We start from the raw sequence: 25792 nt of genomic DNA, 5'->3' as shown, positions 1-25792 counted from the left end.
CTCAAGCGATAGACGCATGGTTTGCGTCGAAAATATTTCATCGGAAGAGTCGGCTCCGGTATGGACGAATTCAACCTAGATAACTTTGTTAGCCTGGAAGGGCTCATAGCGCGTGCTCGTAACATTATTTGGGATAGCATGCCGTATGCGCGAGGAGCTCTCCATTCGCTAGAGGAAAGGTCGAAGGAAGACGATGTTTATATAAGCTTTTATGACTATATTCTAGAAGTTGTAACCGAAGTGCTCGACCCGGCCGTGGAAAGCGGTGCATGGAATGTCGTTGAAGCTTTCTATGAAATGTGCGAAGCTCTGCTGGGATTAGGTAGCAGTATGCTCGGAGAAACGATCGAAGATCTTGTGGTGAAAGATTTGGTGGGATATAGGCCAGAGCTAATGCGGTGGGCAGGCCCACTCCTGCGTGGACTGGTTGAAGCTTATTGAGGAATTGTCTGCTGCGGGTCGTTGTGAATAGGCGGCATCGCGAATCAGGGTCACCACTTACAGCTGCGAGTGCCTGTCCACGATCTTTGAGCTCTGTCACGCGGCCGGGCAGGCCTTCGTTCGCCGGACCGTACGAGGGCCCGGCAGCCCAGTCGTCCACGAGAGCGTGTAGCTGGGCAGTGCCGCAGCGGAGCACCTATACCAGCGGATTCTGCTGGGCGAGGCGCGCTGAGACCGGCGCGGCCGGTGATGGGCGTCACCCCGATGTCCGTCGCGCCTTTCACCCCTTCTTCGGACAGGAACTGCTCGGAGGAGCCTTCACTGCTCAGAGTGACCGAGGCCGTACGGCAAGTGCGGACTCTTTGTCGCGCGGGCACGGACTCCGCATAGGCCGACGCTGCTGGTGCGTAACTCGCAGACCACCATGACCGCCGCGCTCGCCTGCCAACGGCGCGAGGACTCGCCAAGTTGGTCGTTCGTGTGGGCGAAATGGGGACGAGGTGATGCTTCTAGTCGAGGCAATCGAGGAGGCAGCCGACCGTACTGACCGAGGGCGGGGCTGGCGCGCCATGTAACAGATCACCGACCAGCGTCCGGTCCACCAACGGCTCGAAGAACGCATGCGCGCCCACGTCATCCACTGCCAATGCAGAGTGGCCCAGCGTCGACGCCCCATGGCCGAGCTGGGTGCTCGGGCGCGGGCCGAGCGGCGAAGCGCGCCCTACTCACCTACCCGGACCGGGCCCGCGTCGGGCAAGTCCAGGGGCTGCGGGGCAGAATGGCGGGCAGGCAGGTACCTCTCCCTTCGCCGGAGCCAGCGTACGGCTCATTGGCCATGCCCGACCTGGGCAGGACGCCGGCCAAAGCCCCTCCACCGTCCTCCGTGGTGCTGACCGTCCGTGGCGGTCAGATGGTGAAGAGGCGGAGTTTGACGCCGATGGAGTCGGCGAGGTGGGTCAGGTCGTCGGGGTCGCTGGTGACCACGGAGGCTTGGTGCTGGACGGCGGTCGCGACGACGATCGCGTCAACTACGTTGGAGGTTCCCGAGGCTCCGCAGGCGACGCCGGCGGAGCGGCCGGTGCGCTGGTCGCTGGGGAGGATGTCGCAGCCCTTGAGCACCCTGGAGATCTGGTGTTGCGGTCCGCCTCTCCAGGCTTGGGCGAGGACGACGACAGGCACGATGGGGCGGATGTGTGCGGCGGTGAGCTCGTCATGCAGGGCAAGGAAGCCCGGGTTGCGGCGCTCGGCGGCCAGCAGGGTGCCGGTGTCGTAGATGATCGTGCGCACTACCCGACCGCCGACCACGGCTCGTCGTCCAGCAGCCCGGTCTCCATGAGGAACTGGCGGGCGCGCTGCCTCGACTCCTCGGGGAGCGTGCCGTGCTCGCTCTCGTACTCCGCCACCAGTTCGCGCGCAGTGGCGCGGCCTTGGGCGTGCAGGAGAGCGATTTGCGCTTTCTCGACAGCAGCTTCTGCCAGCCAGACGGAGACCGGTTTGCCTTCTTCGGCGGCCGCAGCCTTAATCGTTTCTTCGACCTCGGGCGACACCGAGATCGACAGTTTCCGTGCGGTCATGCAGCCACCGTAACCGCACGGTAGGAAGACGCTCCTACCGTTTTCGCGAGAGGGTTCGCGCGTGGGTTGTGCAAGCTGATAGATCTGGACCGCCGTCTACCAGGATCAGGCGCCATGCTGACCGATCACGCGACGATCAGCCGGTGATCGGCGCGTTCACGGTCAGAACCTCCTCGCCCGCGGGTCCGTTCAGGCGGATCGAGAGCTCCCAGACGCCGGTCATCGGGAAGAACTCGCCCTCGGCGACGAAGTGGCCGGGTTCCGGCTTCTGGGCTGTGATCTCCGGCATGGCGTGGCCCATGGTGGGCATCACGGCGGACAGGGCCGCGCTGTTCGCGTCACCTGAAGTCAGCCGCACGTCCACGACGACGCGTCCGGTGGTCGGCCGGTCGATCGAGACGGTGGCGGCGTAGTGCGTTCCTCTGGCGGTCACCTGGAGCGGATCAGGGGCGGAGTTCCTTCCCACGATGAGAAACGTCACCACTGCCACCGCGAGGACGGCGACGGCCACCGCTGCGCGCTTCACTGTGCGGCTCCCGATGCCGTGACGTTGATGGTGAAAGGCGCGGTCACGATGTGGTCGCCGGTCGCGTACTGCGCCCAGGCGAGGTAGCGGCCAGCCGAAGGGAAGCTGAAGGTGAAGCGGAGCCGGGGGCCGGGGGTACCCATCTCGTGTACGTGGCCGAGGAAGGTGCCGTCCTGGCTGCGGATGATCAGGTGGCCGGTCATGCCCAGCCAGGGGCGTGGGGTGCCGGACGTGTTGAGTTCGATCGTCGTTGGGCGGCCCGCGACCGGAGCGGTGGGCTGCAGGAGCGGTGTAACGGCCTCAACGGGCGTCTCCGCCCCAACTGAAGTGTCGCCGCTGATGGTGAACTCGCCGGTGATCAGTTGCCCGCCAGAGTCCTCGCGCTCCAGTTCGGCGTACGCCAGATACCGGCCTGGCCGGTCGGCTCGCATCTTGACCTCCAGCCGGCCCGGTGCCGTGCGCAGCGGATGTATGTGGCGGAAATAGCGCCCGTCCTCGCTTGTCACGATTACGTGGGTGAGGGCCTCGTGGTGCAGGACGAGGTCGTCCACGGGGCGGCCGGTAGATCCGTCGACCAGGTCGAGCCGTAACGTGAACTCCTCTCCGGCGGCCGGGCGGGCCGGGAGCGTCGCCATCCGTCCCTGCGCGAACGGGCGCCCGCCGGTCTGCGTCCCCGACGCCGCCCCAGCTCCCATCCCCGCTCCCACCGTCGGCGCCACCGTGGGTGGGGCGCCGTCGGGTGGGGAAGCGGGGAGTAGGGGCTCGAAGATGACGACCATGGCGGCGACCGTCAAACCGATCGCGGCGCCGCCCGTCAGCAGCATCGCCTGATTGCGGCGGGCCAGTGCCCCGGTGAGCAGGCCGCCGATCAACAGCAGGGCTGCCACGAGCAGGCCGCCGTAGATCAGCAGCTCTATCGGCGACCCGCGGTCCACCAGGACGCGGAACGGCACCACGGCGGTCTCGTTCCCGGCGCGCAGCGTGAGTTCGTGCGGGCCGGTTCGGTCCACCGTGAGCTGCGTGTACTGAGGTTCGTACGCGGCCCGTGCCACGCCCGTCACCGTACGGCCGTCCGCGACCGAGCGCAGCTCCAGAGCGACCGGCAGGTCGGTGACCGGCTGGAAGGCGATGACACCGATCTGTAAAGGGCCGGGCACCCGCTTCGTCCCCTTGATCACGACGGTGACCTCCGTGCCCGCGATTGTCTGGGCGATCCGCAGATCCGCTCCGACCGTGACATTGTGCGCGGCGGCCGGAGCGGCGCCCGCCAGCATCAGGACGGCGGCCAGACAGAGGACCCGGAGGACTCGGATCATGCCCGGTCGGCGTCGGCCACGCTGGGCGGAACGGGCTCGGGGTCGACCGCGCTGGGCTGAACCGGCGTGGCAGCGGTCGCGTTGGGCGGAACCGGTTCGGCGTCGGCCGCGCTGGGCGAAACCGGCTCGGCACTGACCGCGTTGGGCAGGAACAGCGCCCCGAGCGCGAGCCCGACCAGTCCGGCCACGACCGGCGCGCCGGTCCACAGCTCGGTGACAGCGGGCAGCCCGCCGCCCGCCACCGATGCCGTCCCGATGTACAGCGACCAGGTGAGGAAGCCCGACAACCCGGCGAACGCCCAGTAAGCGCCCCGTCGCTCGCCCGAGGGCTTCAGCCACAGAATCAGCAGGTCGCTCACGAGGCCCGCGGCCACGAACGTCAGCAGCACCGCCAGATTCCCGAACGCGGTCTGCGCGCCCGACATCAGGATGCCCACCGCGTGCAGGATGGTCACGCTGCCGAACGGCAGGCGCCAGCGACGCGCCAGCAGCAGTACGGGGGCGAGCGTGACGACGTTGCTGATGACCATGCCGCTGGCCAGCCGGTCGGCGCCCTGGTCGTGCATGTCGGAGAAGGCCCTGACAATGCCCTGCGGACCCCACTGGAGGGCGTCGGCGTACCCCAGGAACAGCGACACCAGCGTGGTGGCGAACGCGAGCCCGATCAGTGCCGGGAGCATCCGGCCCAGCGAAGGGCTCGGGCCAAGGCCGGGGGCGTTCCACAGGGAGCGGAGCGGTGTGGTGATGATGAGGAGCATCGTTACGATCAGCCCGAGATGCGAGGGGCTGAACAGGATGTTGAGGGTGGTCTCGATGCCGAGGAAGGTGTGCCACATCATGTCCGCGAGCCCGAAGACGGCGAACCCGGGAATCGCGAGCAGCCCGGCCAGGTAGCCCGTGGGCACCGCCGCGACCCCCTGTCGGCCGGCCTGGACGTTGCGCCATACCTGCCAGATGATCCAGCCGGATACCACGGCGAACCCCGAATAGAACGCCGCGTGCCAAGGCGTGAAGAACGTCTCCAGCTGCGTCAGGTTCGAGTGCGCCCACGCGTCGATCATCAAGCCGATGCCGAACCAGACGCCCAGCAGCGCGGTGACCAGGTCCGTTCTGGGTGACACCCAGCCGCGCTGCTCTCCCGAGTCCGCGAGTAATCGCCGTATCCCAGTGTTGGTCACTGCCATGTCAAGACTCCCTTCTCCTAGATCGAATAGATCGGGTAGCTCGAATCCTGGCAGACGGAGCTGGGAGACGAGCGCCCGGGTGATGATCTTCTCTAAGGTCGATCGTCATCGTCACGCATGGTTGCGGACTTCGTACGAGGCCCTGCCAAGCCGTGTGAAGATCGGGGTTGACAACGATGTCATACGCGGCACTTGATAGTTCTATGTCCGCACCGCTGCTGGAAGCCCGCGGGATCGTCAAGAGTTACGGCCACGTGGAGGCTCTGCGCGGCGCGGACTTCGCGCTGCTCCCAGGCGAGGTCGTCGCGTTGGTCGGCGACAACGGCGCCGGGAAGTCGACGCTGGTCAACATCCTTTCGGGCGCCGAAGGGCCGGACGCCGGTGAGATCGTCGTGGATGGCGAGCCGGTGGAGTTCGGGTCGGTCGAGGAGGCCAGGGGTGCCGGAATCGAGACGGTCTATCAGGATCTGGCGCTGTGTGCTGATCTGAGCCCGGCGGCCAATTTCTTTCTCGGCAGGGAGCTGCTTCACAAGGGCCTGCGCGGTCGGCTTGGGCTGCTCGACAACGCGGCCATGCGCGCCCGTACCAGAGAGGCCTGTGAAACGCTCGGGGTGCGGCTCAAATCGCAGAGTGCGCCTGTTTCCACGTTGTCGGGTGGGCAGAGGCAGGGGGTCGCGGTCGCGCGGGCGGTGACGTGGGCGCGCAGGGTGGTGTTCATGGACGAGCCGACCGCCGCGCTCGGGGTGGTGCAGACGCAGAAGGTGCTCGATCTCATCCGCCGGGTGCGGGACACCGGGGTGGCGGTGGTGCTGGTCAGTCACAACATGCAGGACGTCAAGGCAGTGTCTGATCGGGTTGAGGTGCTGCGGCTCGGGCGGCGGGTGGCCAGGTTCGAGACGGCGCGGGTCTCGATGGAGGATCTGGTCGGGGCCATGACAGGCGCCATCGAACAGGCCGCTGAGGAAGCAGTCGCCGGTCAAGGTGCTGAAGAAGCCTCCGGTCAAGCCACGACCCAAGCAACTGGGCAAGAAGGCCAGCCGGAGATTCCCAGGTGAGAGGCTCAAGTGAGCGTAGTTGAATCGCCGCCCGAAGCAAGCGCCCCCGAGAAGACCCGCCTGCGCGACCGCCAAGTCATCTGGATCGCCGCCGTCCTGGCCGCCCTCCTGGTCCTCTTCTCGATCCTGCGCCCAACCAGCTTCGCCACCTCCTTCAACCTCCTCAACCTCGTCAGCGACGCCGCCATCCTGCTCCTGCTCGCCACCGGCATGACCTACGTGATCATCACCGCGGGCATCGACCTCTCCGTCGGGGGAGTGCTGGTGTTCAGCGCGGTCGCGGCCACCAAGCTCATGGACGCCACCGGCTCACTCCTGCTCGGCGCCGCGACCGCCGTACTGACCGGTCTGGCCTGGGGGCTGCTGAACGGCTTTCTGATCGCCAAGGGCCGCATCCCGGCGCTGATCGTGACGCTCGGCACCCTGGGCATGTCGCTCGGCGGCGCGCTGCTGCTGACCGGCGGCGTGGACCTGCGCGCGCCCGGCGACCTCAACCTCGGCCTGGGGCTGGCGCGCTGGCTCGGCGTGCCGGTGATCGCGTGGATCTGCGCCGCGATCACCGCCGTGCTCGGCGTCACGCTGGCGCGCACCCGCTTCGGCCGCCACACGTACGCGATCGGCTCCAACGCCAAGGCGGCCCGCCGTGGCGGTGTGGCCGTGAACAGGCATTTGATCAAGGTGTACGGCCTGGCGGGGCTGCTGGCGGGCCTGGCCGGGTACCTGTCGCTCGCCAAGTACGGGATCACCGGCGTCTCCGCCCACTCCACCGACAACCTCCAGGCCATCGCGGCCGTGGTGATCGGGGGCACCTCGCTGTTCGGCGGCGTGGGGACCGTGGTCGGGACGGTCATCGGGGTGTTCATCCCGGTGGTGCTGCAGAACGGGTTCCAGATTCTCGGGGTGCGGCCGTTCTGGCAGCAGGTGGTGGTGGGCGCCGTGCTCGTCGCCGCCGTCTATGTCGACCAGTGGCAGCGCGGCAGGCGCGACCAGTAAGGAGACAGGCATGCGTAAGGCTCTGGCACTCGCGACGCTGTTGCTCACCGTCGCGGCCTGTGGTGGTGGTGGGACGACAGCCCAGAGTGGGCCGACCAAGATAACGCTCATCCAAGGTCTGGCGGGGGAGGAGTTCTACGAGACCATGGCCTGTGGCGCGAAGGCCAAGGCCAAGGAGCTGGGCGTGCAGCTTGACGTACAGGGGCCGCAGAAGTTCGACCCGACGCTGCAGACGCCGATCGTCAACTCGGTCATCGCGAGCAAGCCCAACGCCATGCTGATCGCGCCGACCGACGTGAAGGCGCTGATCGCGCCGCTCACCCAGGCCAAGCAGCAGGACATCAAGATCATCCTGGTGGACACGGTGGTCGAGGACCCGAGCATCGGGCTGTCCCGGATCAGTACCGACAACGTCAAGGGCGGCGCCGCCGCCGCGAAGGCGCTGGCCGAGCAGATCGGCGACAAGGGCAAGGCGCTGGTCATCTCCACCGACCCGGGCGTCAGCTCGGTGGACGCCCGGATCAAGGGGTTCGAGGAGGAGATCAAGGCGAGCCATCCGGGGATCTCCTATCTCGGCGTCCAGTACTCGCACAACGACGTCAGCGAAGCCTCCAAGATCGTCAACGCGGCGCTGGCCAAGGACCCGGACCTGGCCGGGATCTTCGCCACGAACCTCAACTCGGCCACCGGCGCGGGCTCCGCGCTCCAGCAGGCGGGCAAGCTGGACAAGGTGAAGATGGTCGGCTTCGACGCCGGTCCCGCACAGGTCAAGCAGCTCCAGGACGGCGTCGTGTCCGCCCTGATCGCCCAGCTGCCCGGCGAGATCGGCGCCAAGGGCGTCGAGCAGGCCGTCGCCGCGGTGAAGGGCCAGCCGGTCACCGCCTCCATCCCGACCGACGCCACGATCGTCACCAAGCAGAACCTGAACACCCCCGACATCCAGAAGATCCTCTACAAGGCGGGCTGCTGAGGGCCGATAGGCTGACCCGGTGCGGAGTACGAACCGGGCCGAGCAGGCAGACCAGCGCAGGGCCGAGCTCCTGGAGGCCACCCGCAAGGTGGTTCTGGAGCGCGGCCTGGCCCACACCCGGATCGCCGACATCGCCAAGTCGATCAACGTCAGCGGCGGCCTCATCCACTACCACTTCGCCACCAAGGACGAGCTGATCACCGCCATGCTGCGGGCCACCCTCGACATCGAGGGCGCCCGCCTGGGGGAGCTGGTGGCCGGCCCCGGCACCGCGATCGAGCGCCTGGACCGGGTCCTGCGCTATTACATCCCGGAGTCCCGTTCCGACCAGAGCTGGCTGCTGTGGATCGACGCCTGGAACACCGCCCTCCGCGAGCCGGCGGTCAGCGAGATCATGCTGGAGCTCGAATCGGCGTGGCTGGGGGCCCTCACTCAGGTCCTCGCGGACGGTACGGAGTCAGGCGAGTTCAGCTGCGAAGACCCGGCGGCCTCCGCCGAGCGCATCGACGCCATGCTGGACGGCCTGATCATCCGCTACACCCTTCACCCGGCGGTCCTGACCCGCCCCCGCCTGCTGGATCACGCGCACACGGCGGCGGCCAGAGAGGCCGGCATAGAGCCTTCAACTTTCAACTAGGGAAGGCGCTTTCCCGGCAGGTCCAAAAAAAGGGACTACGCGGGCAGCGCAGCCAGGAGGAAGGCCAGCCGGGCGGCCGCGCCCTCGACGTCGTCCGTCGTGCCGAGCCGATATCCCCACGAGGTGATGAAACTTCCACTCTCGGAGAGAGTGACGGTTTCGGCGAGGTTCGCGGAGAAGCGGTTACGCACGGAGACGTAAGCGGGGTCGCTGGAAAGAGCGAGGTTCTGAATCGCCAGGTCGGCGTGTCGTCTCGCATACCAAGCAAACCGCTCGAGGCTGAGCGCGGTGTCAAGCATCATGCGTCACCTCCGCAACGTTCTCGCGACAGAATTGCACGATCTTGTGGCGGGAGGCAAGCAATTGCGATGGTTAATGTGAGGATTGTTTCCGGTAGTCGTTAAGAATGCCGATGATGACCTCCCGGCCCGCCTCGTCGAACTCCGCGCACTTCGCGTAGTCCTCGAAGGCCCGCACGTAGAAGGCGATGTCGTCGGGGTCGCGCAGCACCAGGTCCTTCGTCATGGTGGCCAGGCCGATCATGGCCTCGTTGTAGATCCAGAACCCGTTGATCGGCGACGAGGGGATCTCGGTGCTGAACGGGATGACCCCGAACTCCACGTTCGGCAGCGTGCTCACCGCCAGCAGCCGGTCGAGCTGGCCGTGCATGACGTCGAGCGGGGCGATCCGGGTGCGTAGCGCCGACTCCGTCACGACGAACCTGAACGTGCGGCTCCGGTCGTAGAGGATCTCCTGGCGCTGCATCCGTACGCGAACGGCCGCGTCGATCTGGTCGGCGGCGCTGTAGAGGCGCTTGACCTTGCGGAAGACGTGCCTGGCGTACTCGGAGGTCTGCAGCAGCCCGATCACGATCGCCGGCTCGAACACCCGGAAGAGCTTGGTACGCGCCTCCAGGTCGCGGATGTCCTCCTGGAGCGCGGCCAGGCCGCTGCGGTGCCGCTGCTTCCAGTCGTCGTGCCGCTCCAGCAACGCCATGGACTGACGGATCAGGTCGTCGGCCGTCTCCGGAGGCGCGTGTACGGCAGCCGCCCAGACGACCACGTCGTCCTCTGTGGCGGTCTGCCGGGCGTTCTCCAGGCGTGACACCTTCGACGGCTGCCACCGGAGCCTCTCGGCCAGATCTTTGCCCGAAAGGTGGGCGGCCTCGCGCAACTGGCGTAGCTGGCTGCCGAGGTCGACGCGCGCCTGCTGAAACGACGTCACCGCATGAGGCTAGACCGGGTTGCGTGGATCATGCCAGACCCGGTCTGCAATTGTGATCAATCGGTCGCTGGGGGTGTCCCGTCCCTGCTCGGGAAAGCGGTTACCGGAGTTTCGGCCATGACTCGGCGGGCTATTTCGGTGATGAGCTCGCGGGGAACCTCCACTGCCGTCTCGCCATCGAGGATGTCGCGAAGGTCCGCGAGTGCTTCTTTGTCGGTGAGTTCGAGGCCCTGAACGACGATCGTGCCCCGATCGGTCTCGTACAGGGTGGGGCAGGCGCCCGCCTCCGAGGTGGAGCCGAGGAACCGCATCCGCATATCTATCCTTCCCCGAGCATCAACTGCAATTGCGCGCAATTGTATGACTCAGGCGGACATAAGTGATCGTTTTGGGAAAAATCGGTATTTAGAGCAGCCCTCCCATGAACTCCTGGGCCCTCGCGAACAGGGCCAGCGTGGTGGCATGCAGCCGGTCGCCGATGTCCTTGGGGGCCTGGCCCGCGCAGGCCCTGGCATGGGTGCCCTCCAGGACGATGCCCAGCTTGAAGCAGGCCAGCACGGCGTACCAGTCGATGGCCGACAGGTCGCGCTCGGACAGAGCCGCGTAGTAGGCGACGAGCTCTCCCGGCGATGGCAGGCCCGGGACGTGCTCGTTGTTCGACGGCCAGGTGGCCAGCAGCCAGCCCAGGTCGAGCAGCGGGTCGCCGATGGTGGACATCTCCCAGTCGACGATCGCCGCCACCCGGGGGCCGTCGTGGGCGAACATCAGGTTCGCGAAGTGGTAGTCGCCGTGCATGACCCCCGGCGTGAACGTCGCGGGCCGCTGCCGCTCCAGCCACTCGGCCGTCTCGGCGAGGCGCGGGATGTCGGGTCCGGGGTAGCCGTCGAGCCGGCAGTACGAGTCGAGCTCCTTGAGCCAGCGCGGCACCTGCCGTTCGAGGAACCCGTCAGGCCGGCCGAAGCCGGGCAGCGCGGCGGGATCGACGCGCCCCAGCTCGGCCAGCGCGCCAGCCGCCTCCAGCCCCATCCGGTGCCGGATCGCCGGGTCGGAGGCGTGCGGCTCGGGCAGCCCGTTCGACGGGTTGAAGCCGTCGACCGGCTCCATCAGGTAGTAGACCGGCTCGTCCGCCGTCTGCGCGGCCACCAGCCTCGGCGCGGGCACCGGGGTGTCGCGCAGCGCCGCGAGCACCCGCGCCTCCCGGCGCAGCACCTCGTTGCTCTGCTGGCGCGCGTGCAGGGGAGGTCTGCGCAGGATGTACGGGGTGCCGCCGCGTTCGAAGCGGACCATGACGTTCTGCGTGCCGCCGAGGACCGGGACGGCGTCGCCGATGACGCCGCCGGGCAGCCCCTGGGCGTCCATCCAGGCGCCGAGCGCGCTGAAGTCGATGGCGCCGACGTCGATGTGGGTGGAGGTCATCGCCGCCCTTTAGTAGAATGAAGTTCTAGTACCTTATGAGAGGCGCGTTCAGCCGGTCAACCGAGCGCCTGCATGTACGGCAGGAACTGGCGGGCCCGGTCGCCAGGAAGCTCGCCGCCCAGCACCATGAGCGAGACCGGCCACGGGTTGCCGATCCCGTGCTCACCCGCCCACCTGACCAGGTCGTCCTTGGCCAGGTCGAGGTCCAGTCGCACGACGCCGCCCACGTCCAGGGCCAGGTCGCCGATCAGCGCTTCGGCGGTCGCCTGGTCGCGTGCCACCACAGGGCCGATGACCACGTTGCCGTCGTTGCGCCACGCGTGCCCGAACCCGCCTTCGGTGACCCGCACCTGCTCCCCGAAATCGAACATGCGGCGCAGCAGCGGCGACCTGTCCGTGCCGAACACCTCCGCGTCCAGCGCCAGGATCGCGCCGAGGTCCTCCTGCGCGGCGGGCCGGGTCCGGCCGGAACGCTCGCCCTGGAAGACGCCGGTGTGCGCGGCGACCCTGCCGACGGTACGGAAACCGAGCCGCTCGTACAGCGGGCGCCCGTTCTCGGTCGCGTGCAGCCAGACGACGCGGTCTCCGGCCTGCCGCAGCACGTGCTCCATCAACTTGCCTGCCAACCCCTGCCTGCCGTACCTGGCGGCGGTGAGGACCATGCTGATCACGGCGTGACCGGGGCCGTAGCGGGTCAGGATGTTCGTCGCGGCGAGGCCGTCCCCGTCGGGCGCGTCGATTCCGTACACCTCGCCGACCTCGAACAGCAGCCCCCACTTGTGCCGCTCGGGCGGCCACTCGCGGTCCTGGGCCAGCCGGGTGCAGGCGTCGAGGTCGGCTCGGGACAGCAGGCGCGGGTTCATGCCGCACAGCCTTCCCGGTCCCCGGCCGCTCGTTCAAACGATTTACTAGGCGTGTGGAATGCGTGGTGGCGGTCGATGTGGGTGGGACGACGCTGAAGGGCGGCCTCGTCGGCCGCGACGGAACTCCGCTGTACGTGGAGCGCCGGGCCACGCCGCGTGCCGAGGGCCCCGAACGGGTGATCGCCGCCATCTCGGCCTTCGTCACGGACCTGTCCCGCCGCCGCACATCCGGCGACCTGGAGCCCGTCGCCGTGGGGCTGGCCGTGCCGGGGCTGGTGACGGCGACGCACGCGGTGTTCTCCGCCGCGATCGGCTGGCGTGACGTGCCCGTCGAGGCGTTCACCGAGGTCGACCTGCCGGTCGCGCTCGGCCACGACGTCCGTTCGGCGGGGGAGGCCGAACTGGCGTACGGCGGCGGGTCGGGAGACGTGTTGTACCTCCCCATCGGCACCGGCATCGCGGGCGCGGTGGTCCTTTCCGGCAGCCTGTACGGCGGAGCCGCCGGCTGGGCCGGCCAGATCGGCCACATCCCGGTACGGCCCGACGGTCTCCTCTGTGCCTGTGGCCAGCGCGGCTGCCTGGCGGCGTACGCCTCGGCCTCGGCCATCGCGGCCCGCTGCGGCGAGAACTCCGCCGCCGACGTGGTCGCCCGCGTGCTGACGGGCGACGCCCAGGCCGTGGCGGTCTGGAACGAGGCGGTGGAGGCGCTGTCCCTGGCCCTGGCCACGTACACCCTGCTGCTGGACCCGGCCCTGGTCGTCATCGGCGGCGGCCTCTCGCTGGCGGGCGACACCCTGATCGCGCCCCTCCGCGACCGGCTGCCGGCCCTGCTCACCTTCCGCCGTCCACCGGCCCTGCGCGTCTCGGCCCTCGGCGTCCACGCGGGCCTGCTGGGCGCGGGCCTCCTGGGCTGGCGCGCCCAGGAAGCCCACTGGCAACCGATCAGCCGATGACACGCTCTGGCGTGTCCAGCCAGATGTGCTGGCCCTCGGGGGTGACCGTCATGCCGAACCGGTCACGGTCGGGCTCGCCCCAGCTCACCCACCGGTAGTAGGCGTCCACGGCCTCCTGCCAGACGTCCCGGTCGCCGATCTGGAAGACCTCGTAGACATCTCGCTTCGGCTCCCAGGTCGCCGCCGCCCACCGGTCGCTGTCGCCGATGACCCACATGCGATAGAAATCAGCCTCGCGGTAGGTGCGAGATTGCAGGCCGGTCAGCGTCGAGATCGCCAGGTCGGCTCCGGCCGGGGCGTAGGCGAGGGTGCGCGGGTCGATCCTGGTGGTGGACAGTTGCGCCTGGTCGGGGTCGAAGTCGCCGATGTCGGTGCTCCGCTGGGAGCGCATCATCATGTACGAGGCGAAGCCGGGGAAGCGGCCGATCGCCGTGCCGTCCGGCCTGACCACGAGCCGCAGCGCATTGTTGAGGCCGAAGCCGGGACAGTATGGGGCGACGATCACCGCGCCGGGCCGGGACTGTGCTATCCAGGCGTAGGGCACGGTGTGGATGCCGCACGTGACATGCACCCGATCGAAGGGGGCGTGGCCGGGGAAGCCGTACGCGCCATCGCCGACGAGAAGATGCGGCTGTACTCCTGCGGCGACGAGGTTCTTGGCCGCCTGCTCGGCGTTAGCCCTGTCGATTTCGATCGAGGTGACGTTGGTCGCGCCGGCCACGTGAGAGAGCAGAGCGGCGGTCCAGCCGGTGCCGGTGCCCACCTCGAGCACCTGATGGCCGGGTTCGGGGTCCAGCCATTGGAGCAGGTCCGCTACGGTGCTGGGCGCGGAATTGGACGAGGTGGAGCCTCTGACGCCGAGCTTGATCTCGGTGGCACCGTCATCGACCTGGGTGACGAGCACACTGTCGGAGTAGACCACCTCCCACCAGGTATCGGGGTCGGCGTCGCGGTCGATGATGATCTCGCGCTCGTCCAACCCGACGAACGCCTGCGCGATCGACGGGATGAACAGGTGACGGGGAACGGCTCGCAGCGCGCTGAGCACCCACTTGCTGCGTGGGGAAACGGCCATGATCTCGTCGAGCATCCGCTCGATTCGGCCGGGGGCGTTCACTTCTTGTCCCCGTTGTCTTTGTTGTCCTTGTTGTCGCCCTTTCCGCCGCTGTGCTTGCCGTTTCCGCCGCACAAGGTGTCTTCGTCCTTGGCCTTGGGGGCAATGTACGGCTTGTACTTCTTGGGGTCGCCTTCGTGCTTACCCATGACGATCTCCGTCGCCTAGTTAGCGACTCCGCATAGTCATCCCGCCGGTAACAATAAGACTACGGACTGTGATCGAGCAAGTGGATTCCGCTTTCAGGCCAGCAGCGTCGCCGGCACGTCGACCGGCTGGGCGCGTAGCTGCTCGCCAAGGGCCTTGGCCTGGGGGTCCATGCGAGGACTGGCCGCCACGCCCCTACCCAGCAGGCCGTGGACGACGAAGTTGAGCGCATGGAGGTTCGGGAGTTCGTAGCGGGTGATCCGGTGGGTCACCAGGTCAGGGAGGAGCTCCTTCAGGCGGTCCGTCGTCAGGTAGGTGGCCAGCCAGCCGTACCGCTCCGCCGTGTCGACCCAGACGCCCAGATTGGCGTTGCCGCCCTTGTCGCCCGAGCGGGCACCCGCCAGGCGGCCCAGCGGGAGGCGGACGGTGGGCTGGTCCGTCGAAAGCCGCGACGGGGGGCGCCGTACAACGTCCGGCTCCGAGTCGGCCGCTGCCGAGACGCCCACGGGCACGGGAACCTCATCGCCGTCCAGGAAGACCTGAGCCCGCACCTCCGCAGCCGGTACCAGGACTGGCCAGTACACCCCGTACGGCGACGCGTTGCCCGGCGGGGTGAGGCCGTAGAAGCCGGGATACCCGGCCAGCCCCGTCTCCACGACGGCCGAGGAGAAGGCGCGGCCGGCCCGGCGCTGGTCGGCGTCCATGACCGTGATCCGCAGCAGCCCCCCGTCCGCGAGCGTGACGTCCACCGAGTCGAACGACTCCTTCGGCACCCTGGCCCAGATCGCCTCCTCCGCCACGCGGGCCTTGGCCTCGATGTCCAGGCCCGTCAGGACCAGCGTCATCGTGTTGCGGTATCCGGCCAGGTAGTTGACCGCGACCTTGAGCGTGCCGGGCGGCGGCTCGCCGCGTACGCCCGAGACGCGCACCCGGTCGGGGCCGTCGTCCGACAGCGTGATGGTGTCGAAGCGGGCCACCACGTCGGGCCCGAGGTAGCGGGGACCGGCGATCTCGTAGACGAGCTGGGCGGTCACCGTGCCGATCGAGACCAGGCCGCCCGTCCTCGGGTGCTTGGTGATCACGGAGGAGCCGTCGGCGTGCAGCTCGGCGATGGGGAAGCCGCAGTGCGCCAGATCCGGTACGTCCTGGAAGAACGCGTAGTTGCCACCCGTGGCCTGGCAGCCGCATTCGATGATGTGGCCCGCGACCACCGAGCCCGCCAGGGGATCGAGGTCGCCGGGCTGCCAGCCGTACCGCCAGATGCCGGGGCCCGTCACCAGGGCGGCGTCCGTGACGCGGCCCGTCACCACGACGTCGGCACCCGCCGACAGGGCCGCCGCGATCGGGCGCCCGCCCAGGTAGGCGTTGGCGGTCAGGGGCGTCGCGGCGAGCTGCTCGCCGGTGTCGGCGTTGGTCAGGTCCAGGTCGCGGCCGGTGAGGTCGTCGCCGGTGACGTGGGCGACCCTGGGGGAGAGGCCGAGGCGGGCGGCGAGCTCGTGTACGGCGGCGGCGCACCCGGCCGGGTCCAGCCCGCCGGCGTTGGTCACGATTTTTATGCCGTTATCGAGGCAGGTGCCGAGGACCTCTTCGAGCTGGGTCAGGAACGTCGGCGCGTAGCCGGGGCGGCCCTTGAGGCGGTTGCCGGCCAGGATGAGCATCGTCAGCTCCGCCAGCCAGTCGCCCGTGAGCACGTCGATCGGCCCGCCCTCGACCATCTCCCGCGCGGCCGACAGCCGGTCACCGTAGAAGCCGCTGCAGTTGGCGATGCGGAGTGTCATGAAGAAGGAACCCATTTGGCGGGGCGCTTGCCCATGAAGGCCGCGATGCCTTCCTGACCTTCTTCGGAGGTGAAGCGCTGGGCGGACAACGCGGTCATCTGCCGCAGCCCCTCCTCGAACGACACCTGTGGCAGCTCCCTGACCAGCCGTTTCGTGATGGCCAGCGCCTCGGGGCCGCCCTTGAGCAGCATCCCGGCGTAGTGCCGCACTGTCGCGTCGAGCTCCTCGGCGGGCACGGCCCGCGTCAGCAGCCCGATCTCCACCGCCCTGGCCGCGTCGAACACCTCGCCGGTCAGGAAGTACTCGGCCGCCGCCCGGGGATCGAGCCTGCGCAGGACCGGCACCGAGATCATGGCGGGCACGACGCCGAGCCGTACCTCCGTGAAGGCGAACGAGGCCGTCTCCGGCGCGATCGCGAAGTCGCACGCGGCCACCAGGCCGAGCCCGCCCGCGCGGGCGGTGCCGTTCAGGTGGCAGATGACCGGCTTCGGGCTCTCCCAGATCAACGAGAGGATCTCCGGGAACGATGCCGTCACCGGCGCGTCGCCGACCCCGGAAGCGGGCTCGACGCGCTGCTCCTTCAGGTCGGCGCCCGAGCAGAACACCGGGCCCGCGCCGGTCAGCACGATCACCCGGACCTCCGGCTCGGTCAGTGCCCAGTTCAGCCGGCGTTCCAGGTCGCCGAGCAGCCGTACGGACAGCGCGTTCCTGTTGGCCGGCGAGTCCAGCGTGATCGTCGCGATGCCGCCGGCCAGCTCCTTGTGGACCAGGCTCGTCATGAGTCCCCTTCTCGGATGATCGCCAGCACGGCGCCCGCCTCGACCTGCTGCCCCTTCTCGACGTGTACGCCGGAGACGACGCCGTCGGCGGGCGCGGCGATCTGATGCTCCATCTTCATCGCCTCCAGCACCAGCACCGCCTGGCCCTTCGTCACGCGGTCACCCGGCTCCACCTCGACCCGCAGCACGCTACCCGGCATGGGGGCGAGGAGTGAGCCCGGCGCGACCTGCTCGACGGGTTCGGGCAGCCGGGGCGCGGGCGTCAGCTCGACGGAACCGCCGGGGGAGTCGACGCAGACCTTCCCGTCGTAGTGGGCGATCTCGAAGGTGTGCCGTACGCCGCCGCGTTCCAGGACGATTCTGGACGGGTCCGCATGGACCAGCTCGATTCCGTCGGGGAGCGGCTCGTAGACGACCTCGGCCTCGTCGAAGACGGCGCGCGAGGGCTGCGACCGGACGTTGCGCCAGCCGGAGGGCAGGCTGCGCAGGACCGGCGCGGCGGCCCGGTTGGCGGCGGCCTGGGCCAGGGCGGCGGCCAGCACGGCCAGCTCATCGAGGTGTTTCAGGCCGGGCTCGTGTCCGTCCAGGAACCCGGTGTGCGTGTCCCCGGCCCTGAAGTCACGATTTTTCAGGACGCTGAGCAGCAAATCCCTGTTCGTGGTGAGCCCGTGGATCTGAGCGCGTCGCAGCGCCGTCGTCAGCTTCCGTACCGCCTCGTCCCGGGACGAGCCATGAGCGATCACTTTGGCGAGCATCGCGTCGTAATGAGCGGAGACGACCGACCCGGCCTCGACCCCTGAGTCAACCCGTACGTCCCCAGGCACCTCGAACCGCCGCAAGATCCCGGTCTGCGGAAGATAGTCCTCGTCCTCCGCGTACAGCCGCACTTCGACCGCGTGCCCCTGAGGCGGCGGCGGCGAGCCCGGCAGCGCCAGCCCCTCGGCCACCTCGATCTGCAGCCGTACCAGGTCCACGCCGTAGACCAGCTCGGTGACCGGGTGCTCGACCTGGAGCCGGGTGTTCATCTCCAGGAAGGCCACCTGGTCGCCCTTGACCAGGAACTCCACGGTCCCGGCGCCGACGTAGCCGATGGTCCTGGCCGCCCTGACCGCCGCCTCGCAGAGCTCGTCCCTGACCCGCTGGGTGATGCCGGGCGAGGGGCATTCCTCCACGACCTTCTGGTGCCGGCGCTGGATGCTGCACTCCCGCTCGCCGAGCGCCCACACGGTGCCGTGCCGGTCGGCCAGGATCTGTACCTCGACGTGCCTGGCCCCTTCGAGCAGCGGCTCGAGGAACACGGTCCCGTCGCCGAACGCCGCCTCGGACTCGCGCCGCGCCGACGCGATCTCCCGCTCCAGCTCGGCGGGGTCGCGCACCACCCGCATACCCCGCCCGCCACCACCGGCCGACGCTTTCACCAGCACGGGGAACTCCGTGACCGCCGCCGTCAGTGACGGCAGCAGCGGCACCCCGGCCTCGTCCATCAGCCGCTTGGCCTCGATCTTCGACCCCATGGCCGCGATCGACGCCGGCGACGGGCCGACCCACACCAGCCCGGCATCCAGCACAGCCTGGGCGAAGTCCGCGTTCTCCGACAGGAACCCATATCCCGGATGCACGGCGTCGGCGCCGGCCGCCTGGCAGGCCGCCACGATCCGCTCGATGTCCAGATAGGTCTCCGCGGGCTTGGCACCGTGCAGCCGTACCGCGTAGTCGGCCTCGGCCACGTGCGGCGACCCGGCGTCGGCGTCGGAGAAGACGGCCACGGTCTCGATGCCGAGCGAACGGCAGGTACGGAAGACGCGCCGGGCGATCTCGCCCCGGTTCGCGACGAGCAGACGAGTGATCACGGCCGGAACACCCCGAATCCCGCCGCCTCGGGCACCGCTGCACTGTTGATCGCCGACAGGCACAGCCCCAGCACGGTCCTGGTGTCGCGCGGGTCGATCACCCCGTCGTCATAGAGCCGCCCCGACAGGAAGTACGGCAGTGACTCCGCCTCGATCTGCGCCTCCACCATCGCCCGCATGGCCGCGTCGCCCTCCTCGTCGTACACCTGACCGCGCGCCTCGGCCGAGGCCCGCCCGACGATCGACAGCACCCCGGCGAGCTGCGCGGGCCCCATCACCGCGGACTTCGCGCTCGGCCACGCGAACAGGAACCGCGGATCGTAGGCCCGGCCGCACATCCCGTAGTTTCCGGCGCCGTAGGAGGCACCCATCACCACGGTGAGATGCGGCACCGTCGAGTTGGACACCGCGTTGATCATCATCGCGCCGTGCTTGATGATGCCGCCCTGTTCGTAGTCCTTGCCGACCATGTAACCGGTCGTGTTCTGGAGGAACAGCAACGGAGTGCGCGACTGGTTCGCGAGCTGGATGAACTGGGTCGCCTTCTGCGATTCCTCACTGAACAGCACGCCACGCGCGTTGGCCAGGATCCCGACCGGATAGCCGTGCAGCCGCGCCCACCCCGTCACCAGCGAGGCCCCGTACAGCGGCTTGAACTCCTCGAACTCACTGCCGTCCACGATCCGCGCGATCACCTCGCGCGGATCGAACGGCACCTTCAGATCCTGCGGCACGATCCCGAGGAGCTCTTCGGCCGGATATCGGGGCTCCTGTACGGCCTGAGGCCGCGTGCCCAGCTTGCGCCAATGGAGCGACCGGATGATCTGCCGCCCGAGCCGCAGCGCGTCGTGCTCGTCGAGGGCCAGGTAGTCGGCCAGGCCGCTGGTACGCGCGTGCATGTCGGCGCCGCCGAGCGACTCGTCGTCGGACTCCTCGCCGGTCGCCATCTTGACCAGCGGCGGCCCGCCGAGGAACACCTTGGCCCGCTCCTTCACCATCACCACGTAGTCGCTCATCCCGGGCACGTAGGCCCCGCCGGCCGTGGAGTTGCCGAACACGAGCGCGATCGTCGGAATCCCCGCCGCCGACAGCCGCGTCAGGTCCCGAAATATCCGCCCACCCGGGATGAAGATCTCCTTCTGCGTCGGCAGGTCCGCGCCACCGCTCTCCACCAGATTGACGTACGGCAGGCGGTTGCGCAGGGCGATGTCGGCGGATCTGAGCGACTTCTTGAGCGTCCACGGGTTCGACGCGCCGCCCCTGACCGTGGGATCGTTCGCGGTGATCACGCACTCGACGCCCTCGATCACCCCGATTCCGGTGACCATGCTGGCGCCCACCGGGAACTCGCTGCCCCACGCGGCCAGCGGCGACAACTCCAGGAAGGGGGAGTCGGGATCGATAAGCAGCTCGATCCGCTCGCGGGCCAGCAGCTTGCCCCGTTTCCGGTGCCGCTCCATGTATTTGTCGCCGCCGCCCGCGACCGCCTTGGCCTGCTCGGCGTCGAGCTCTTCCAGCTTGCCCAGCATCGCCGCGCGCCGCTCCTGATAGTCGGCGCCGCTGGGATCGAGCCTGCTCCGGATCACACGCCCTCCTGTTGCCAACTTGACGCCGATGTCAACCCGATGGCCCTGGCCCAGAGCTTGGTGAGCAGTTCCACGGCCGTCCGCTCGTCGGCCCGCTCGCCCAGGTCAAGCCAGACGTGGGCGAAGTGCTCCACCATCCCGCCCAGCATGACGGCCGTCAGCCGGGGATCGAGGGCCGGATCGGCCAGCCCCTGCTCCTGCAACCGGCGCAGCCCCTCGGCGCCACGCCGGACGAACACCTCGCGCAGCTCAAGCAGCAGGCCACGCAGGCCCTCCTCGGCGGTGGCGGCCTGTTCGAGCATCCGGACCAGCCTGGAGTTGGCCGCCCAGGCCCGCAGGTAGAGCCGGTTGGCCGCCTCGATGCGCGCGTACGGGTCGCCGGGAACGCCGGGACCCACGACGCTCGCCGTGAACATCTCCCCGACCACCGCCGCCGCCACCTCGCCGAACAGGGCTTCCTTGGCGTCGAAGTAGGTGTAGAAGGTGCCGTGGGAGACGCCGGCGCGGGCGCACACGTCGTCGATGCGCACCGCCTCGTAGCCATGCTCGTCGAAGGCCTCCCGGCCCGCGCGTACGAGCGCGTCCCTCGTACGCCGTCCTCGGGCGGTCAGCTCGGACTTGACGATCACGTCAACTAGCGTAGCCCGCTTGTCCGGCACGCGAAAAGCCCTCCACGACGATCCTTTCCGCCGTGGAGGGCTTGCAGGCCCCGCTATGTCAGGTGCAGTGGCTCCAGCCGGACTTCCAGGACGCGGTGCCCCACGAGCCGCCCCAGATCACGCACTTCTTGACGGCCGCCACTCGCACCGGGCCCGCGTAGGCGGTGAACTTGCCCGGGTTGGCGCCGCTGCCGCCGTTCTGGACCTGGAGGGTGGCGTTCATCGAGACCTTGCCGGGATACACCAGCTTGGACATCGTCACCACGCAGTTCTTGCCGTTGCCGTACAGCAGGTAGATCGTGGCGGAGCTGCCCAGCGCGTGGCTGTCGATCACCTTGAAGCCGGCGCCGCACACCGCCGCCGCGCTGTAGGTGTTCGGCTTGGGGCTGACGGTCGGCTTCACCGTTGGCTTCACGGTCGGCTTCGTCGTGGGCTTCGTCGTGGGCTTGGTGCTCGGCTTGGGGTTCGGGTCGTCCGTGTCGTCCTCGGTGGGCGAGGTCGTGGGGCCGGGATCCGGGTTCACCATGTCGGTGCGCTTGGTCTTGGTGGGCTGGGGATCCGGCTCCGGCTTGTGCGTCGTGGGCTTCGACGTCTGCGGAACCGTGGGGACGGTGACCGGGACCTGGGTGCTCGGGTCCTGGATCACCTGCTCCTTGGTCTTGCTCTTGGTGGGCTCGGGCTCGCTCAGCGTCGGGACCGGCTGCGAGACGACCGGGCTGTCCTCGGTCAGGGGCGGCTCGACGGGCTGACCGGCCCCGGAGCCGTCGGTGGGGGTGGCCTCGGAGGTGCTGCCGACGGCGACCACCTTCTGGATGCCGCCGCTGTTGGCCTGCACGATCACCGCGCCGCCGACGACCAGCAGGGCCGCCGCGGCCGCGCCGGTCAGGGCGAAGGTCAGGGTACGACGCTGCTTCGCCGACCCGACGTCAGTCGGCTGAGGTCCCTGCCCCGGCCCACCCGCGCCGGGCCCACCCGCGCCGGGCCCAGCCGCGCCAGGCCCACGACCGCCGGGACCGCCGGGGCCGCCAGGACCGTATGCTGCCGGGCGGCCTGCGCCGCCCGCGCCGAAGCTCGGAGCGCCGCTCTGCCCCGGTACGCCGCCCATGGGGTGTCCCGGGGCGCCGCTCTGTCCTGGTATGCCGCCCATGGGCTGTCCCGGGGCGCCTGCCATGGGCTGACCGGGAGCGCCTGCCCCCTGGGCCATGGGGGCCTGCAGCGTCGGACCGCCGGGTGCTCCCTGGCCGCCGACGGGCATCCCGGGGCCGGTCGGGGCGTTGCCGTGCGGCATGTTCTGACTGCTCGGGGGATTGCCCTGGGGCATGCCGGGTGCACCGGCCGAGGGACCAGCCGCCGCCATGGGAGCCGGGGAGCCACCCTTTGTCGCGCCGGGAAGGCCGAAGTGACCGGTCTGGCCGGTCTGACCCGACTGGGGCGTGGCGCCGGGCCGCATCCAGGGGCCGGGGTAGGAGTCCTGCGGGTTCGCTCCCGGCTGCGGCCCCGTACCAGGCTGAGCGCCCGCGAGAGCGCCTGTGTGACCGCCAGGCTGGGCGCCCGCGACAGCACCCGTGTGACCGCCAGGCTGAGCGGCCGCGACAGCACCCGCCTGAGCGCCGTGCTGAGCACCCGTGGTCAGCGGGTCCACGGCCGCGGGCGGCGCCGGCTGCCCGGTGAGGTGCACGATCAGCTGGTCCGCGCTGGGCCGCTGCGACGGGTCCTTGGACAGGCACGCCGCCACCAGTTGCCCCAGCGCCCCCTCCATCGCGCCCAGCTCCGGCTCCTCGTGCAGGATCCGGTTCATCACCACGGGAATCGAGTCGGCGCCGAAGGCGGGCTTGCCCGTCGCCGCGAACACCATCGTGACGCCCCAGGCGAACACGTCCGCCGCCTCGGACACGGCCGCCCCGCTGAGCTGCTCGGGCGCCAGGTACGACGGCGTACCCATGGCCATGCCCGTGGCCGTCGCCCCGGGGGAGTCCAGCGCTCGGGCGATGCCGAAGTCGATCACGACGGGGCCCTCGGGCCCCATGAGGACGTTCGCCGGCTTGAAGTCGCGGTGCAGGATCCCGGCCCGGTGGATGGCCGCCAGCGCGGTCGCCGTACTGATCGCGAGCCGCTCCAGCGCCGCTCCCCGGCGCGGGCCCTCGTTGATCACCAATTGCCGGAGGGACGGCCCCGGTACGTACTCGCTCACGATGTACGGCCGGCTGCCCTCGAGGTCGGCGTGCAGCACCGGAGCCGTACAGAACCTGGCCACCCGTTGCGCCACCGCGACCTCGCGCAGGAATCTGCTCCTGGCGTCAGCGTCGGCCACCAGCGCGTTGTGCAGCAGCTTGACCGCCGCCTGCTCGCCGGTGTCACTCTGGCCGAGGTACACGACTCCCTGGCCGCCCTCACCTAGCCGGGCGACGAGGTCGTAGGCCCCCAGCCGCCGCGGGTCGTCCGCCGCCAGCGGCTGGTGCTGATTCACGCCGTACCCCCAAGACCATGCATAACAAATCGTCAGATGGTGCGAAACGCTACCAGCGTGACCCTTGGGGCGTTGCCCGGACCCATCAGATGTTTCATCTTTTGACGCAAGATGTCAGCGTTTCGGAGCAGGTCGTGTCCCCATTGACCGGGCTAGGTCACGGCTTGGTGAACTCAGATCGCCTTGCCCGGGTTGAGCAGGCCAAGCGGGTCGAAGACGGCCTTGATGCCCTGCTGCATCTCCAGCGCCACCGGTCCGAACTCCAGGCCGAGCCAGCGCCGCTTGAGGACGCCGACACCGTGCTCGCCGGTCAGCGTGCCGCCGAGCCGCAAAGCGTGCTTGAACACCTCGTCCGCCGCGGCCCACACCTCGGGCGGCGGCTCGGTCATACCACGATCGAAGATGAAGACCGGGTGAATGTTTCCGTCACCGGCGTGCGCGGCCGTACAGATCTTCACGCCATGCCGTACGGCTGCCGCCTCGATCGCCATGATCATGTCGGGCAGCGCAGAACGCGGCACGCACACGTCCTCCACCAGGCACGCGCCAAGGCGCTCCTTGGCGTCGTAGGCCATCCTGCGCAGCCCGATCAGCTCCTCGGTCTCCTGCGGGCTGGAGGAGACCGCCACGAACGACGCGCCGTTGTCGACGCACAACCGCTCCATGCGCTTGACGACCGACTCGCTGTCCGACGCGTCGGACTGGCCGATCAGCATGGCGATCGTGCTCGTTTCCAGGCCGATGTTGCGATAGTCGTCGATGGCCTCCAGCGTCGCCCGGTCGAGCAGCTCCATCAGCGACGGCTGGCACCCGGCGGCCATGATCGCCGACACGGCCGCGCCCGCGTCGCGCAGCGAGCCGAACTCCGCCGCGAACGTCGCCGGCGGCTTCTCCGGCGCCCTGCGCAGCCGTACCGTCGCCGAGGTGATCACACCGAGCGTGCCTTCCGAGCCGACGAACAGGCCGGTCAGGTCGTACCCGGTGACGCCCTTCATCGTGCGGCGGCCCGTCTCGAGGATCCGGCCGTCGGCCAGCACCACCTCCAGACCGAGCGCGGAGTCGCGGGTCACGCCGTACTTCACGCAGCGCAGCCCGCCCGCGTTGGTGGCCAGGTTGCCGCCGATCGTGGAGATCTCGTACGACGACGGGTCGGGCGCGTACATCAGCCCGTGCTTCCTGGCCGCCCGGTCGAGATCGGCGGTGATCACCCCGGGCTCGACCACGGCGATCTCGTCGGCGGGGGAGAGCTCCTTGATCGCCGTCATTTTGGCCACGGAGAGGATCACCGACCCGTCGCCGGCGGTGGCGGCGCCCGCCAGCCCCGTACCCCCGCCGCGCGGCACCACCGGGACCCGGTGCTCGGTCGCCCATTTGAGCGTCGTCACCACATCGTCACGCGACGTGGCGAGCACCGCGGCCAGCGGCTTGCCGGGTTCCAGGAACGTACGGTCGCGTGCGTAGGAGTCGATGACGTCGGGGTCGGTCAGAACGCGCCCCTCGGGCAGGGCGTTCACCAAGGCATCAATGGGTCTCACATGGGAAACTCTACGGTTTGCGCCGACAGCGGCTAAAGGCCAGACTGCCCAGGTGGAAGTCACATGTCCGGTATGCAGCCGATCTGACCAGGTCTCCGCAGTCCCTGGAGTGGTGGCGGCGGGCACCACGTACCGGATCGGCCGCGCCCGGATGGCCGCCACGCGCGACATCGTGGACCTGCCGACGGCGGCCTCGCTGGGCGCCTCGAAGCACCTCATGAGCCGTACACAGCTGGCGGTCTGGCTGTCGTTCCCCAGCCGCCACTACACGGCGTGGACCAGGAACCAGGGCTACATCCTGCTCGGCGTCGCCGCCCTGGTCCACCTGGTGGTCGCGCTGGTGATCGCGATGGGCAAGGACGCGAACTGGACCGAGGTGCTGCTCGCGCCGTTCTGCCTGACCGGGCTGTTCTGGGGGTTCGGGCTGCTGTTCGTGCTGGGGTCATACGGGGCTCGCAAGCGGGACACGGCGGAGGCCCCGGCCCGGGTACAGGCGCTCACCGTGTGGGAGCGGCTGTGTTACTGCCCGCGGGACAACGTGGTGTTCGAGCCGGGGGTCGGGGTGTCGTTCCACCCGAGCGAGACCCGCGAGTACATCTTCGGCTTCCGCCAGAGCAAGACCCGCACCATCTAGTGTCCCGCGTCTGAAATTCGTCGGCAATATCGAGCGAGGGATTCGAGGATCTCGTCGGCGGTCTTGGTCCAGACGAACGGCTTCGGGTCGT

General features: G+C 69.1%; 26 protein-coding genes. 7 read left to right on the top strand and 19 right to left on the bottom strand.

Going from position 1 to position 25792, the window contains the following annotated elements:
- Positions 1–60 precede the first annotated feature (60 nt).
- Complete coding sequence (locus AB0B61_RS25655; protein ID WP_358436443.1) at positions 61–441, top strand: hypothetical protein; 381 nt, start codon at positions 61–63, stop codon at positions 439–441.
- A gap of 906 nt (positions 442–1347) precedes the next feature.
- Here AB0B61_RS25655 and AB0B61_RS25650 read toward each other — a convergent pair.
- The 5 genes from AB0B61_RS25650 to AB0B61_RS25630 all read right to left on the bottom strand — a co-directional run bounded on the left by AB0B61_RS25650 (position 1348) and on the right by AB0B61_RS25630 (position 5041).
- Entirely contained in the window at positions 1348–1728 is a 381-nt protein-coding gene (locus AB0B61_RS25650) for a PIN domain-containing protein (RefSeq protein ID WP_358436440.1), read from the bottom strand.
- The gene (locus AB0B61_RS25645) at positions 1728–2015 is read right to left on the bottom strand and encodes a DUF1778 domain-containing protein (RefSeq protein ID WP_358436437.1); all 288 of its coding nucleotides are present in this window, start codon (positions 2013–2015) and stop codon (positions 1728–1730) included. Before AB0B61_RS25645 ends, AB0B61_RS25650 begins: the two co-directional genes overlap by 1 nt.
- A gap of 136 nt (positions 2016–2151) precedes the next feature.
- Positions 2152–2541, bottom strand: coding sequence for a hypothetical protein (locus AB0B61_RS25640; protein WP_358436433.1), 390 nt, complete (start codon positions 2539–2541; stop codon positions 2152–2154).
- Positions 2538–3857 carry a hypothetical protein gene (locus AB0B61_RS25635; protein ID WP_358436430.1) on the bottom strand — a complete coding sequence of 440 codons (1320 nt, stop codon included), beginning with the start codon at positions 3855–3857 and terminating at the stop codon, positions 2538–2540. The genes AB0B61_RS25640 and AB0B61_RS25635 overlap by 4 nt, the downstream gene beginning before the upstream one ends.
- Positions 3854–5041: a hypothetical protein gene (locus AB0B61_RS25630; protein WP_358436427.1), complete on the bottom strand. Its 1188-nt coding sequence runs from the start codon at positions 5039–5041 to the stop codon at positions 3854–3856. The genes AB0B61_RS25635 and AB0B61_RS25630 overlap by 4 nt, the downstream gene beginning before the upstream one ends.
- A gap of 203 nt (positions 5042–5244) precedes the next feature.
- On the opposite strand from AB0B61_RS25630, the gene AB0B61_RS25625 reads away from it, so the two are divergent.
- Genes AB0B61_RS25625 through AB0B61_RS25610 form a run of 4 tightly spaced genes read left to right on the top strand, consistent with a single transcriptional unit; the run spans position 5245 to position 8696 of the window.
- Positions 5245–6096, top strand: a complete 852-nt coding sequence (locus AB0B61_RS25625) for an ATP-binding cassette domain-containing protein (RefSeq protein WP_358436425.1) — start codon at positions 5245–5247, stop codon at positions 6094–6096.
- 9 nt (positions 6097–6105) lie between these two features.
- Complete coding sequence (locus AB0B61_RS25620) at positions 6106–7089, top strand: ABC transporter permease (protein ID WP_358436422.1); 984 nt, start codon at positions 6106–6108, stop codon at positions 7087–7089.
- Between the two features lie 10 nt (positions 7090–7099).
- Entirely contained in the window at positions 7100–8059 is a 960-nt protein-coding gene (locus tag AB0B61_RS25615; RefSeq protein ID WP_358436420.1) for an ABC transporter substrate-binding protein, read from the top strand.
- Positions 8060–8078: 19 nt separating this feature from the next.
- On the top strand, positions 8079–8696 hold the full coding sequence (locus AB0B61_RS25610; RefSeq protein WP_358436418.1) for a TetR/AcrR family transcriptional regulator: 618 nt from the start codon (positions 8079–8081) through the stop codon (positions 8694–8696).
- A 35-nt stretch (positions 8697–8731) separates the two neighbouring features.
- Here AB0B61_RS25610 and AB0B61_RS25605 read toward each other — a convergent pair whose 3' ends face one another.
- The 5 genes from AB0B61_RS25605 to AB0B61_RS25585 form a co-directional block, all read right to left on the bottom strand.
- Entirely contained in the window at positions 8732–8998 is a 267-nt protein-coding gene (locus tag AB0B61_RS25605; protein WP_358436415.1) for a hypothetical protein, read from the bottom strand.
- Between the two features lie 70 nt (positions 8999–9068).
- Positions 9069–9920, bottom strand: a complete 852-nt coding sequence (locus tag AB0B61_RS25600; protein WP_358436413.1) for a helix-turn-helix transcriptional regulator — start codon at positions 9918–9920, stop codon at positions 9069–9071.
- Between the two features lie 56 nt (positions 9921–9976).
- Positions 9977–10237, bottom strand: coding sequence for a hypothetical protein (locus AB0B61_RS25595; RefSeq protein WP_358436410.1), 261 nt, complete (start codon positions 10235–10237; stop codon positions 9977–9979).
- Between the two features lie 88 nt (positions 10238–10325).
- Complete coding sequence (locus tag AB0B61_RS25590; protein ID WP_358436407.1) at positions 10326–11336, bottom strand: phosphotransferase family protein; 1011 nt, start codon at positions 11334–11336, stop codon at positions 10326–10328.
- A gap of 56 nt (positions 11337–11392) precedes the next feature.
- Complete coding sequence (locus AB0B61_RS25585) at positions 11393–12199, bottom strand: GNAT family N-acetyltransferase (RefSeq protein ID WP_358436405.1); 807 nt, start codon at positions 12197–12199, stop codon at positions 11393–11395.
- A 65-nt stretch (positions 12200–12264) separates the two neighbouring features.
- Here AB0B61_RS25585 and AB0B61_RS25580 point away from each other — a divergent pair, with 65 nt between their 5' ends.
- Positions 12265–13152, top strand: coding sequence for an ROK family protein (locus AB0B61_RS25580; protein WP_358436402.1), 888 nt, complete (start codon positions 12265–12267; stop codon positions 13150–13152).
- On the opposite strand, the gene AB0B61_RS25575 is transcribed toward AB0B61_RS25580, so the two are convergent.
- From AB0B61_RS25575 to AB0B61_RS25535, 9 genes are all read right to left on the bottom strand, one after another.
- On the bottom strand, positions 13142–14269 hold the full coding sequence (locus tag AB0B61_RS25575; RefSeq protein ID WP_358436400.1) for a methyltransferase domain-containing protein: 1128 nt from the start codon (positions 14267–14269) through the stop codon (positions 13142–13144). The genes AB0B61_RS25580 and AB0B61_RS25575 overlap by 11 nt on opposite strands.
- Entirely contained in the window at positions 14266–14415 is a 150-nt protein-coding gene (locus AB0B61_RS25570; RefSeq protein ID WP_357951012.1) for a hypothetical protein, read from the bottom strand. The genes AB0B61_RS25575 and AB0B61_RS25570 overlap by 4 nt, the downstream gene beginning before the upstream one ends.
- A 93-nt stretch (positions 14416–14508) precedes the next feature.
- Positions 14509–16191, bottom strand: coding sequence for an acyclic terpene utilization AtuA family protein (locus tag AB0B61_RS25565; protein ID WP_358436397.1), 1683 nt, complete (start codon positions 16189–16191; stop codon positions 14509–14511).
- Positions 16188–16970, bottom strand: coding sequence for an enoyl-CoA hydratase-related protein (locus AB0B61_RS25560; protein ID WP_358436394.1), 783 nt, complete (start codon positions 16968–16970; stop codon positions 16188–16190). The genes AB0B61_RS25565 and AB0B61_RS25560 overlap by 4 nt, the downstream gene beginning before the upstream one ends.
- Positions 16967–18820, bottom strand: coding sequence for a biotin carboxylase N-terminal domain-containing protein (locus tag AB0B61_RS25555; protein ID WP_358436391.1), 1854 nt, complete (start codon positions 18818–18820; stop codon positions 16967–16969). Before AB0B61_RS25555 ends, AB0B61_RS25560 begins: the two co-directional genes overlap by 4 nt.
- Entirely contained in the window at positions 18817–20349 is a 1533-nt protein-coding gene (locus AB0B61_RS25550; protein ID WP_358437061.1) for a carboxyl transferase domain-containing protein, read from the bottom strand. The genes AB0B61_RS25555 and AB0B61_RS25550 overlap by 4 nt, the downstream gene beginning before the upstream one ends.
- A 53-nt stretch (positions 20350–20402) precedes the next feature.
- Positions 20403–21035, bottom strand: a complete 633-nt coding sequence (locus tag AB0B61_RS25545) for a TetR/AcrR family transcriptional regulator (protein ID WP_358436388.1) — start codon at positions 21033–21035, stop codon at positions 20403–20405.
- An 88-nt stretch (positions 21036–21123) separates the two neighbouring features.
- Positions 21124–23532 (bottom strand): protein kinase, encoded by a 2409-nt coding sequence (locus AB0B61_RS25540; protein ID WP_358436386.1) that lies wholly within the window; start codon positions 23530–23532, stop codon positions 21124–21126.
- A gap of 173 nt (positions 23533–23705) precedes the next feature.
- Positions 23706–25067, bottom strand: coding sequence for an FAD-linked oxidase C-terminal domain-containing protein (locus AB0B61_RS25535; RefSeq protein ID WP_358436384.1), 1362 nt, complete (start codon positions 25065–25067; stop codon positions 23706–23708).
- Between the two features lie 112 nt (positions 25068–25179).
- Here AB0B61_RS25535 and AB0B61_RS25530 point away from each other — a divergent pair, with 112 nt between their 5' ends.
- Positions 25180–25701, top strand: coding sequence for a hypothetical protein (locus AB0B61_RS25530; RefSeq protein ID WP_358436380.1), 522 nt, complete (start codon positions 25180–25182; stop codon positions 25699–25701).
- The last annotated feature ends 91 nt before the right edge of the window (positions 25702–25792 follow it).

It is taken from the genome of Nonomuraea sp. NPDC049158, assembly GCF_040648335.1.
In the GTDB taxonomy this organism is placed as follows: Bacteria; Actinomycetota; Actinomycetes; order Streptosporangiales; family Streptosporangiaceae; genus Nonomuraea.
Note: the sequence above shows the minus strand (reverse complement) of the source record. Positions and strands in the feature narration are given on the sequence as shown.